This window comes from Mesorhizobium sp. WSM4822, assembly GCF_055811155.1.
Genome location: NZ_JBVVQM010000006.1, coordinates 224,458 through 236,502, shown reverse-complemented (window position 1 = coordinate 236,502; position 12,045 = coordinate 224,458). Strand labels below are relative to the sequence as shown.

General features: G+C 63.7%; 8 protein-coding genes. 1 reads left to right on the top strand and 7 read right to left on the bottom strand.

The features are described from left to right. Positions 1-175: 175 nt before the first annotated feature. The 5 genes from pbfA to AC0L3E_RS16260 all read right to left on the bottom strand — a co-directional run bounded on the left by pbfA (position 176) and on the right by AC0L3E_RS16260 (position 7,656). Positions 176-1,534, bottom strand: coding sequence for a (R)-1-hydroxy-2-aminoethylphosphonate ammonia-lyase (pbfA, locus tag AC0L3E_RS16280; RefSeq protein WP_127266990.1), 1,359 nt, complete (start codon positions 1,532-1,534; stop codon positions 176-178). A gap of 72 nt (positions 1,535-1,606) precedes the next feature. Continuing rightward, positions 1,607-3,064 carry a phosphonoacetaldehyde dehydrogenase gene (phnY, locus tag AC0L3E_RS16275; RefSeq protein ID WP_127381957.1) on the bottom strand — a complete coding sequence of 486 codons (1,458 nt, stop codon included), beginning with the start codon at positions 3,062-3,064 and terminating at the stop codon, positions 1,607-1,609. A gap of 262 nt (positions 3,065-3,326) precedes the next feature. Then, a complete protein-coding gene (gene phnA, locus AC0L3E_RS16270) occupies positions 3,327-4,586 on the bottom strand; it encodes a phosphonoacetate hydrolase (RefSeq protein WP_473605167.1) in 1,260 nt (419 codons plus the stop codon). A 24-nt stretch (positions 4,587-4,610) separates the two neighbouring features. Further along, a complete protein-coding gene (locus tag AC0L3E_RS16265; protein WP_352581689.1) occupies positions 4,611-5,810 on the bottom strand; it encodes a 2-aminoethylphosphonate--pyruvate transaminase in 1,200 nt (399 codons plus the stop codon). A 139-nt stretch (positions 5,811-5,949) separates the two neighbouring features. Further along, complete coding sequence (locus AC0L3E_RS16260) at positions 5,950-7,656, bottom strand: Na/Pi cotransporter family protein (RefSeq protein ID WP_473605166.1); 1,707 nt, start codon at positions 7,654-7,656, stop codon at positions 5,950-5,952. Positions 7,657-7,808: 152 nt separating this feature from the next. Here AC0L3E_RS16260 and AC0L3E_RS16255 point away from each other — a divergent pair, with 152 nt between their 5' ends. After that, positions 7,809-8,678: a LysR substrate-binding domain-containing protein gene (locus AC0L3E_RS16255; protein WP_127266992.1), complete on the top strand. Its 870-nt coding sequence runs from the start codon at positions 7,809-7,811 to the stop codon at positions 8,676-8,678. On the opposite strand, the gene AC0L3E_RS16250 is transcribed toward AC0L3E_RS16255, so the two are convergent. Together AC0L3E_RS16250 and AC0L3E_RS16245 are read right to left on the bottom strand one after the other, a co-directional pair. Beyond that, entirely contained in the window at positions 8,675-11,149 is a 2,475-nt protein-coding gene (locus tag AC0L3E_RS16250) for a GcvT family protein (RefSeq protein WP_473605165.1), read from the bottom strand. The genes AC0L3E_RS16255 and AC0L3E_RS16250 overlap by 4 nt on opposite strands. Before the next feature lie 82 nt (positions 11,150-11,231). Beyond that, positions 11,232-12,020 (bottom strand): DeoR/GlpR family DNA-binding transcription regulator, encoded by a 789-nt coding sequence (locus AC0L3E_RS16245; RefSeq protein ID WP_127319851.1) that lies wholly within the window; start codon positions 12,018-12,020, stop codon positions 11,232-11,234. Between the last annotated feature and the right edge of the window lie 25 nt (positions 12,021-12,045).

Here is a 12,045-nt window from a genome sequence, read left to right as displayed (position 1 = left end):
CCCACGATTGGCAACGGAGACGGTTATGGTCAGCCGAACGAAACGCCCGTTGTCTGTGCCCGCAAACGCGGGTCGGACGAGCGGACAGTCACCACCAGATCGCCCCCCCTCGCCCGCAAGCCCGCGTCGATTTCGGGGCATTCGAGCTCGCGGTCGGTGCGCACGGCCTTCATGGTCAGGCCGCCAGCACGGCGGTCTCGAGGATGTCGAGCGCACGATCGAGATCAGCTTTCGAAATGACCAGCGGCGGCGACAGCGTCAGCACATTGCCCTGGCTGACCTTGAAGCTCAGCCCCTGCCCCAGGCAAGCATAGAAGACGCGTTCGGCGAGATCGCGCGCCGGCTCGCGCGTATCGCGATCCTCGACGAGCTCGACGCCGACCATCAGTCCCCTGCCCCTGACGTCGCCGACATGGGGCGAGCGCGCCATCAGGTGCTGCATACGCTCCAGCATGTGCCGGCCAAGTTCGGCCGCGCGTTCGACCAATCCTTCCTCCAGGATGATGTCGATCGTCGTCAGTGCGGCGCGGGTCGTCACCGGGTTCTTCTCGTGGGTGTAGTGGCCGATCGCGAAGCCACCGGTGACGTCGAGGTCGCGGCGCGCGATGACGGCGGCGATCGGCAGGATGCCGCCGCCGAGCGACTTGCCGAGGACGACGATGTCGGGCGTCACATCATCATGCTCGTGGGCGAAGAATTTTCCCGTCTTGCCCAGCCCGGTCGGGATCTCGTCGAAGATCAGCAGCGTGCCGTGCCGGTCGCAGGCTTCGCGAACCCGCTTCCAGAAACCGGGCGGCGGCGGGTTGGGCGTCGCCCGCATCGGTTCTGCGACGACCGCCGCCACGTCCTGTTCGCGGCCGAGCACATAGGCGATCATGTTGGCGCAAGCGAGCCCCGAGGTTTCGAGGGAATCGTGGCCATAGGGACAGCGATAGCCGTCCCAAGGTGCGACGTGCTCGGTGCCGGTCATCATCGGGCCTGATATGTGCGAGCGGAAGGTCGCCTCGCCGCCGACGCTTGCAGCGCCGAAGCCGGCCCCGTGGAACGCATCCCAGAACGACACCGTCTTGAAGCGGCCGGTCGCGGCGCGGGCGATCTTCAGCGCGACCTCGATGGCATCCGAACCACCGGTGGTGAACAGCACCTTGCCGAGATCGCCGGGCGCCAATGCCGCCAGCTTCTCCGCCAGCTCGACGGCGGGCTCGCAGGTAAAGCGGCGCGGCGCAAAGCAGAGCTCATCGAGCTGCTTTTTGATCGCCGTGACCAGCCTTGGATGGCCGTAGCCGAGGTGATGCACGCTGTTGCCGTGGAAATCCATGAAGCGGCGGCCAGCGGTGTCCTCGATCCAGATGCCTTGCGCCTTCGCGATGGTCGAAAGGCAGGGGCTGGACAGACTCTGGTGCATAAAGGCAGCCGCGTCGCGATCGAGCAAGCCGCGGATCCGCGGATCGTCCTGCCCGGCATCCCATCGGCCGCGAGCCGCTGTGGTGTTGGAATCGCCTTCGGTGTGCACAAGCTCTTTGATCGCGGCCATCATGGTCTCCGAAACGCGAATGAGGGAGCGGCGAACGCTCCCTCGGTTGTCTTATCCGTCAATGCCGCCCGGTCAGGACCAGGGCAGCGAAAATGTCTTCACATTGGTGTAGCTCTTCATCGCCTCGATGACGCCTTCCTTGTAACCATTGCCCGAATCCTTGATGCCGCCGAAGGGCGACATCTCGATGCGATAGCCCGGCACTTCCCAGATGTTGACGGTGCCGACCTGAAGGCCGGCGATGTATTTCTGCATGCGCGGAAAAGAGTTGGTGCAGACGCCCGACGACAGGCCGAAGGCGGTCGAGTTGGACAGTGCGATCAGCGCATCATCGTCGTCAGGCGCGCGAACGATCGGGATGATCGGGCCGAACGTCTCCTCCATCACCAATTCGGATGTGTGAGGAACGCGATCGACGACGATCGGCGGCAGCAACGCGCCCTGACGACCCGGATTGTAGAGGATTTCGGCGCCCTGCTCGGCGGCCATGTGGACGCGGGCTTCGAACAGCGCCGCCGCCTTCTCGTGCACGACGGTGCCAAGGTCGGTCGAGCGGTCCATCGGATCGCCGAAGCGGATTTTTTTCGCCCGCTCCAGCACCAGCGGCACGAAGCGGTCGGCGACGCTTTCCTGAACCAGGATGCGCTTGACCGCGGTGCAGCGCTGGCCGGAGTTCTTTGTCGCGCCGGCGACGGCCAGATCCGCGGCTCTGGCCAGATCCTCGTCGGAGAGATCGTTGAGGATGATCAGCGGGTCGTTGCCGCCGAGTTCCAGCACCTGGCGCTTGTAGCCGGCGGTGCGGGCGATCATCTTGCCGACCGGCACGCCGCCGGTGAAAGTGATCAGGTCGATATTGTCGTTGGTGATCATCTCGTTGCCGATGTCTGCGGGCCAGCCGGTCACCACCGACAGCATTTCGGGCGGCAGACCGGCTTCATAGAGAATGTCGGCCAGGAGAAGCGCCGTCATCGGCGTCAATTCGGTCGGCTTGACCACCACGCAATTGTTGGTGGCGATCGCCGGCGCCACCTTGTGCGAGACCATGTTGAGCGGGTGGTTGAACGGCGTGATCGCCGAGATCGCCTTCAACGGCTCGCGGGTGGTGAAGATCTTGCGCGCCTTGCCGTGCGGGGTGAGGTCGCAGGAGAAGATCTGGCCGTCATCCTGGATGCACATCTGCGCCGACAGCGTGAACACGTCATAGGCACGGCCGACCTCATAGAGCGAGTCCGTCTTGGAGATGCCGAGCTCGAGCGTGATGAGATCGGAGATTTCTTCGCGGCGCGACGCCAATGCCTCGGCGGTGCGGAACAGGATCTGCTGGCGCTCGTAGCGCGTCAGCCTCGATTTGTAGCCGGCGGCGATCTCGAATGCTTTTCGCGCGTGCTCGGCACGCCCGGCCGGCACGGTGCCGATGACGGTGTCGTTCCAGGGGTAGCGCACCTCGACGACGCCGTCGGCATCAACTTTCTTGCCGGCAATGCGCATCGGCTCGTGGCGGACTTTGATGGAAGGGTCGAGTTTGGTCATGTGAGTTTTCCCGGTGCTCGGAGAGCACATTGATCTTTGTCGGCGAGGCCATCGCGTCTTTGCAATGGCTTCCCCCACTCCGTCGCCGCTTCGCGGCGCCACCTCTCCCCCCTCCGGAGGGAGAGGAAGGGAGCCAAGGCCGGCGAACTCAGCGCCCTTCCTCTCCCCCGTCGATCGGGGGAGAGGTGGCCCGAAGGGCCGGAGTGGGGGTCGACCAGCGCCATCATGGACGGCGACACGCCCTCCCGGCGATCCAACTCACTCAGCCCGCCAGTGCCGCCGCCATTGTGGCGTAGTAAAAGGCGTCGAAGTTTCTCAACACAGGTTCATCAGGCAATTCCGGCAGCACACGATTGACGATGAACGGCACCTCCTGCTCGGTCAGCCCACCATGCGACCGTAGCGGTTCGTTCAGAGCCGCCAGGTCATGGCGATGTTCTGAGGTGCCGATCGTCTTGTTCTCGGTCGAGATCAGCACGATGTCGCCGATGCGATCTGCCGGCAGCTCAAAGCGCTCGCACGCCGTCGGGCTGTCGACGACCAGCATGATGCCGTCGATCTTCGCCAGCCGGGCCATGATGCCGGCCTGATCTGCGCCATCAGGCAGATAGGCGGTGGCAAACGAGCCGAGCGCGCCGTGATGCACGACATAGGGGTCGGTGATCGGCAGGATGACGCGGGCGGCGTCCTTGCCCAGCCACTCGTCGAGAAGGTCCTGGACATAGACGACGTCGGGCGAACCGTCCGCCTTGTGCTTGGGCTTCATGCCGTGGTCGGCGGTGACGACGATCGCCGCGCCCAGCGCATCAAGCTCGGTCAGGTATTTGTCGAACATCTCGTAGAAGGCGTTGGCCTGCGGCACGCCCGGCGCGTATTTGTGCTGCACATAGTCTGTGGTCGTCAGGTACATGATGTCGGGGCTGAACTCCTTCAGCAGCTGGACGCCGGCGGCAAAGACGAATTCCGACAGTTCGGCCGAATAGACCTCCGGCACGGGCAGCCCAAAATGCTTCGAGGCATTGTCGATGCCGTGCTCGGCCCTGGTGGTGGTGTCGGATTTTTCCGCCGAAAAGCACAGCGCGCGGCCTTCATCGAAGGCAAGGCCCTTGCCAAGCAAGGCACGCAGCTTGTCCTTGGCGGTGACCACGGCGACCTTGGCGCCGGCATCGTAGAAGGCCTGGAAAATGGTCGGCGCGCGCAGGAAGCGCGGGTCATTCATCATCACTTCCTTGCCGGTCTCGCGCTCATAGAGATAGTTGCCGCAGATGCCGTGCACCGACGGCGGCCGGCCGGTGGCGATCGACAGATTGTTGGGATTGGTGAAGCTCGGAATGACAGAGTGCGCAAAACGCACCGTGCCCTTCTGCTTGATCCTGACCAAAGCCGGCATCAGCCCGGCCTCGATCGCCTCGTCGAGATAGGCCGGCTCGCAGCCGTCAAGGCAGATGGCGATGGCCGGCACACGCGGCCAGGCGTAGGTGCGGCCGTTGACCGCGACGTTGATGGGAGACATCTGGTTCATCTGATATCCTCGAAATCGGCCGCTTCAGGCGGCGAGTTTGGCGCGCTCGGCGAGTGCCGCGGCGGGTGGAGCGGCGGTGTCGACGCCCATTTCATGCAGTGAAAAAGCCGCCGCCTCGACGACGCGGCGCATGACATGTTCGTCCATCTGGCCGATGCAGCCGACGCGGAAGCTATCGACGGCGGTCAGCTTGCCCGGATAGATGATGAAGCCCTTGTCCTTCATCAGATCGTAGAAGCGGTCGAAGGCGAAACTGGCATGGGCCGGGTTGAAGAAGGTGACGATGATCGGCGACAGCCAGCGATCCCCGAGCAGTGTCTCGAAACCGAGGTCGCGCATGCCGGCCACCATGACGTCGCGGTTCCTCGTATAGCGAGCGCCACGGCCGGCGACGCCGCCTTCGGCCTCGTGCTGGCGCAGTGCTTCGAGGAAGGCAGCGACGACGTGCGTCGGCGGCGTGTAGCGCCACTGGCCGGTTTTGTTGAGGTGCGCCCACTGGGCGTGGACATCGAGCGACAGCGAATGGCTCCTGCCTTTGGCAGCCTCCAGCTCGCTCTTGCGGGCGATGATGAAGCCGAAGCCCGGCACGCCCTCGATGCATTTGTTGGCGGACGAGACCATCGCCTCGTAGCGGATCTCATTGACGTCAAGTGGGATGGCACCGAAGGCGCTCATGGAATCGACCAGCAGCTTGCGACCCTTGGCATGGACGGCTTGCGCAATCTCGGCGACCGGATTGAGGATGCCGGAGCTGGTCTCGCAATGGATGGCGATGACATGGGTGATATCAGGGTCGGCCGCGAGGGCCGCCGCCACCTCGTCGCCGCGCGGCGGCAGATAGTCGCCCTTGTCGATCAGCGTGTAGGCGCGGCCGAGATACTGCATGGTCTGCGCGGCGCGCAGCCCGTAGGCGCCGTTGGCCAGCACCAGAACCTTGCCATCCCTGGGCACAAACGAACCCAGCATCGCTTCGACGCAGAAGGAGCCGCTGCCTTGCATCGGCACGCAGTCGAACTCATCGTTCCTGTCCCCGGTCAGCGCCAGCAGGCGGCGACGCATATCCGATGTCATGGCGCGGAAGTCGCCGTCCCACGATCCCCAGTCGCGCAACATCGCCTCCTTGACCGAATAGGCCGTGGTAAGCGGCCCTGGGGTCAGAAGATACGGCTCGCCCAGCGCCGGACTGGCCAGCGGCTCCGCGGCAAATTTCGTCTCGGCGAGCATGTTGTCCTCCGCTCGATCTGCGTTCGATGTGGCCTTATTCTTGGCCTGAATGATCTATTTGTAAAATCGTTATTTTGTATCGGTGTATCGATTTTAACGATGGTAAGGATTGCCACTCGCCAGCGGAGAATGTCGCCCGTCAGGCCAGCGCCGGAGCCATCGCTTCCGCGGCCCCAGCGCCTTTCGCCAACCGGCTTTCGAGCAGATCACCGCTCTGCGTCAGCAGCGGATAGGCGACAGAAGCCATCAGCGAGTTGATCTCCTTCAGCGCCCGCACCGCCTCCAGGTGGATGTCGCTGGTGTCGATGCTCTGCGGCATTCCCGATTGCAGGCGCTTGAGGTGACGGTCATGGCTCATGCGTTCCAGTCTGCGCATCCGCTCCTTCTCGACGACGAGTTGCCGCGCCGACTCGAGATCGCTCGACACCAGCACATTGAGTGCAAGCTGCATGTTGGCCATGACACGGTTGTGAAGCCCGGCCAGTTCGCTCCAGCCGTCGCGTGAAAAGCGCAGGTTCTTGTCACGCAGCTCCTGGGCGAGCACGAGCAGGTTCTTGGCGACGATGTCGCCGGCGCGTTCGAGATTGATGGCGAAGTCGGTGAGCTCGATGCCGCGCTGCGCCTCGGCCGCGCTCATGCTGCCGCGATTGACTTCGGCAATGTAGAGCTTGATCTCGGTGTGGGCGCGGTTGACCTCCTCATCGAGTTTTTGGGCTTGGCGAATCTGGTCGGCGGTGCCGGCGTCGAAGAAATCCATCACCGGGCGCAGCATCACCTCGACGACTTCGCCCACGCGCAGCAACTCGCGGGTCGCACTGGCCAGAGCGAGACCGGGTGTGCGCATGACGGTGCGGTCGAGCGCGCTGGTGCGGCGTGACATCAGGTCCCCAGCCTCCCCTGCCTTTGCCGCTGGCCTGTCGGGGATCAGCAAGGTGGCGAGCTTTTCCATCGTGCCGGTGAACGGCAAGCAGCAGGTGACCAGCATCATATTGAAGGCAAGGTGCAGGTTGACCAGTTGGCGGCCTTCGGTTACGCCGAACAGATGCGCCGGGAAGGTCACGGCCTGAAGCGCAAACAAGGCGGCGAGCGCCGTCGTGCCGCGAAAGATCAGATTGCCAAGCGGGACACGGCGCGCCTCGACGGCATCGCCGCGCGTCAGCCACACCGCAATCAGCGCACCACCGCAATTGGCGCCGAGGATGAAGAACAGGCCAACCTCGACCGGCAAGACGCCTTGCGCGGCAAGCGTGACGAACAGCAGGATCGCCGCTACGCTGGAGTGGATCAGCCATGTGAACAGGGCAGCAGCGGCGAAGGCGGTGAAATAGTCCGCGCGCAGGTAGGAGATCACCAGTGGCAGCAAGGTGCTCTGCCGCATGGGTGCGGTCGCCTCGCCGATCATATGCAGCGACAACAGAACGAAGGCGACGCCCATCAGGATGCGTCCGCCCTGCTTGATGCCGCGCGCCTCGAACTTCAGGGCCATGGCGCCGCCGACCAGGATCAGCGCCGGCACCAGCCAGCTCAGATCGAACGACAGCACCTGGACGACCAGAGCGGAACCGAGGTCGGCGCCCAGCAAGATCGCCAGCCCCGCCGACACCGAAACCATGCCGCTGGCGGCAAACCCGGCCGCCAGGATGGCGACTGCGGTCGAGCTTTGCAGCAGCACGGCAAGCACGGTGCCGACGCCCGCCGACCTGATCCGCGCACCCCGCGCCTGTCTCAGCGCATCGCGCAAGGCAGGGCCGCAGGCGCGCTCGACGCCGGTCCGCACCATGCGCACGGCCCAGAGCAGCAGCATGACGGCACCCGCCAGATGCAGCAGGATGATGGAAAATTGCATGGCGACCTCCCGGCCAACGGCCGGCAGAGACGTCGACCCACACTCAGGCTGATGGCTGCCCAAACATAAGTCAAATCGTTCATTTCTATCTTTTCATAATCTTTACTTATGATAGGATATTGGCGATTTCAGAAATGTCGGAGGCACGTAAGATGCGCTACGTCCAATTGCGGGCCTTTCACCAGGTGGCCATCTCCGGTGGCTTTTCACGCGCTGCCGAAGCGCTCTTCCTGACCCAGCCGGCGATCTCGGACCAGGTGCGCAAGCTCGAGGAAGAGTATGATGTGCTGTTGTTCAATAGGAACAAGAAGCAGGTCACGCTGACCCATTCGGGCCAGAAATTGCTCGAAATAACCCATCGCATGTTCGATACCGAGCAACAGGCGCTGGAGTTGCTGACGGAGTCGCGCGCGCTGCGTTCCGGCACGCTACGCATCGTCGCCGATGCCGCACATCATCTGCTTCACATTCTCGGCAGCTTCCGGGCCCGCTACCCCGGCGTGCAGGTTTCGGTGCGCGCCGGCAACACCGAGACGGTGATCAGCAGCCTCTACAGCTACGATGCCGACATCGGCGTGCTGGGCGAGGTGCCGACAGGGCGCGATTTCGAGGTGCTGAAACTCAACTCGACGCCGATCATCGCGTTTGCATCCATAGACCACCCGCTGGCCGCGAAAAAGTCGCTCACCCTCAAGCAACTCGCGCAGGAATCGCTGGTCATGCGCGAGCGCGGATCGAAGACGCGTCAGAAACTCGAAGATCTCGCAGCCGCCTCGAAAATCGAATTGAGGCCGGCGATCGAAGCCGAAGGCCGCGAAGCCGTCCGCGAGATCGTCGCCTCGGGCGCCGGCATCGGCTTTGTCTCGGCGGCCGAATTCGGCCAGGATTCGCGGCTGGTGCCGATCACCATCGATGCTCCCGAGACCCTGATGGACGAAGCGCTGATCTGCCTGCGTGAACGCAGCGGCGGCAAACTGGTGCGGGCGTTCCTGGATATGGCAAGGTCCATGTCGGCGGATTAGGCGGCAGTGCGAACCTCCACCACATCAGCCTTCACCCGCTCCGACTTCGGATCGTAGGGGCTGCGCAGATGTGCTGCCGCGGCATGGCGAACGCCGGCAAGGTCGATCTCGAAACGACCACCGGTGAGAAACGCAGCATCGACGCCCGCCTCGTTCTCGATCAGCCCGAGCGCCACCGAGCGGCCAAGCGTGTGGCCGTAGGCGGCCGAGCGGACTTCGCCGACCGGCTTGCCGTCGCGCAGGATCAGTTCGCCGCCCCACAGCATCGGCTCGGCATCATCGAGCGTGCACAGCACGACGCGTCTTGCCGGTGCTGATGGCTTCGTCTCAACCAGCGCGTCGCGGCCGATAAAGCCCCCCGGCTTGTCCATCGCGATGGCGAAGCCAAGCCCAGCCTGCCAGGGATTGATATCTGGCGTCAGTTCACGACCCCAGGCGCGAAAACCCTTTTCGATACGCAAGGCGTCGAGCGCGTAGTAACCGGCATCGATCAGGCCAAACTCGCTGCCAGCCTCATGCAGTGCCTCATAGACGCCGACGGCGAATTCGGTCGGCACGATCAGTTCCCAGCCCAGTTCGCCGACATAGGTCATGCGGTTGGCATAGGCGGTGGCATAGCCGATATCGATCTCGCGGATGGTGGCGAAGGGAAAGCCGGCGTTGGAAAGATCGGCCGAGGAGAGTTTGCCCAGCAGATCGCGCGAGCGCGGCCCCATCAAGGCAAGTACCGCGTAGGACGAGGTGACATCGGTCAAGATTGCATGCGCGTCGGACGGGATGTTTTTGACGATCCAGTCGGCATCGTGGATGGCTTGCGCCGAACCGGTGACGATAAGGAATTTCTCCACGCCAAGCCGCATCACGGTGAGATCGCTTTCATAGCCGCCACGTGCATTGAGCACGCCCGTATAAACAGACGTACCGACCGGTACGTCGATATTTCCGGCGCAGATCCAGTTGAGCGCGGCGCAGGCATCGTGGCCTTGCACGAGGAGCTTGGCGAAAGAGGTCTGGTCGAAGACGGCGACGGCTTCGCGTGTCGCCTTCATCTCGCGCTTGACCGCCTCGTGCCAGTTCTGACGGCCGAAGGCATAGTCGTTCTCGGCCCTCTCTCCCGGTGCGGCAAACCAGTTGGCGCGCTCCCAGCCCATCTTGGAGCCGAAGCAGGCGCCCCTGGCGGCAAGCCGGTCGTAGAGCGGCGACCGGCGGAACGGCCTTGCGGTGTCCAGTTCGCGGTTCGGCCACGGCATGGCGTAGTGCAGGCCGAGCGTCTCCTTGACACGGTCGTGCAGCCAGCGCGGATTGTTGTTGAAGGAGGCGAAACGCCTGATATCGACCGGCCATAGATCCATGGTCGGCGCGCTGTTGACGATCCATTCGGCCAGCGCCCTGCCCGCGCCGCCGGCGCTGGCGATGCCCATCGAATTGAAGCCGGCGCCGACATAGAAATTCTTCAGCTCCGGCGCCTCGCCAAGGAGAGAATTGTTGTCCGGCGTGAAGCTCTCGGGCCCGTTGTAGAATTTCTTGACCTCGGCCTCGGCCAATTGCGGGACGCGGACCAGCGCGTTTTCCATCAGGATCTCGAACTGATCCCAATCGTCCGGCAACAGCGCGAACTCGAAATTTTCGGGAATGCCATTCATGCCCCACGGCTTGGCGTGCGGCTCGAAGCCGCCCATGACCAGGCCGCCGACCTCTTCCTTGAAATAGATGAAACCGTCGGGGTCGCGCATCACGGGCAGGTCCGGGTGCACGCCCTCGATCCTGCCGGTAACGATGTACATGTGCTCGGCCGAATGCAGCGGCACCGAGACACCGCACATCAGCCCGACCTTGCGCGCCCACTGGCCGGCGCAATTGACGACGATCTCGGCGGCAATGTTGCCGCGATCCGTCTCGACACCGCAGGCGACACCATTCCTCTGGCTGATACCAGTGACCTTGACCCGCTCGATAATTTTCGCGCCGCGATTGCGCGCACCCTTGGCGAGCGATTGCGTGAGATCGGTCGGATTGGCCTTGCCGTCGCCCGGCAGCCAGACGGCGCCGACCAGATCGTCGGTCGCCATGACCGGCCAGAGATCCGCCGCCTCCTTCGGCGAAATCACATCGATGTCGACCCCCTGGGCGCGTGCCGATGCGGCCGTGCGCTTCAGCACCGTCATGCGGTCGGTGGTGCGCGCCACCGACAGCGAGCCGCAATTCTTCCAACCGGTGGCGAGTCCGGTCTCCGCTTCCAGCTCGCCATAGAGCTGCGTGGAGTATTTGATCAGGCTGGTCATGTTGGAGTGACTGCGCAACTGGCCGACAAGCCCGGCGGCGTGCCAGGTGGTGCCACCGCTGAGTTGCCCCTGTTCGAGCAGCACGACATCGGTCCAGCCGAGCTTTGTCAGATGATATGCGACCGAGCAGCCGATGACACCGCCGCCGACGATGACGACGCGCGCCTGGGTGGGGAATTGGTTTGCCATGGGAGATCCTGCCGTTTTGACACGAGCCGGATCATAGCAGTCGAATTCCAAATATCAACACAAAATGCCACAAAATATCACATCAAGATGCAACCATCAGCTCAGGCCCCTTGCGCGCAAGCGCTTCGGCGATGTCGGCCTGCGGCTTCGCATCGACGATCACGCCGGCGGCGTGCTGAAAATTCGGGATCCTGAGCGGCGTCAGCTTTGCGAACTTGCTGCTGTCGAGAACGAAGTAGGTTTTGGCGGCAAGCACAATCATGCGGCTGCGCTGTTCGGCGCCGGCGCGGGTGAAATCGGTGACCTCGCCGTCGGGCGACAGCGCGCCGCCACCGAGGAAGGCGATGTCGACGCGAAAGCGCGCCACGGCTTCGAGCATGTCGATGCCGGAGGCTGCTTCTTCGCCGGGATCGACTTCGCCACCCAGCATATGCACGCGCATGCCTGAGACGTGGCACAGCAGAAGCGCGATCGGGAGGCTCGCCGTGCAGATGGTGAGATCGCGCAGGTCGGTCATGGCTTGTGCGACGGCCAATGTGGTGGTGCCGGAATCGAGGAACACCACCATGCCGTCCTTCACAAGACCGGCAGCTATCCTGCCGATCGCAGCCTTGCCCCGGGCATTCTCCTGGCTGCGCAGGCTCATTGCCGGTTCGCTCGGCTCGAAACGGGCAGCGCCGCCATGGACAATGCCGAGCTGCCCTTTATCCGACAGCAGTTTCAGGTCGCGGCGGATGGTTTCGCGTGAGACATCGAAGAACCCGGCCAACTCGGCGACACTGACAGACCCGTGAGCGCCCAGCCGCCGCAGGATCTCTTCGTGGCGACGTGGAGCAAGGGCGCGCGCCGGCAGGCTGCTGTCGGGGGACATGATGATCCTGGATCGAGTATCGATG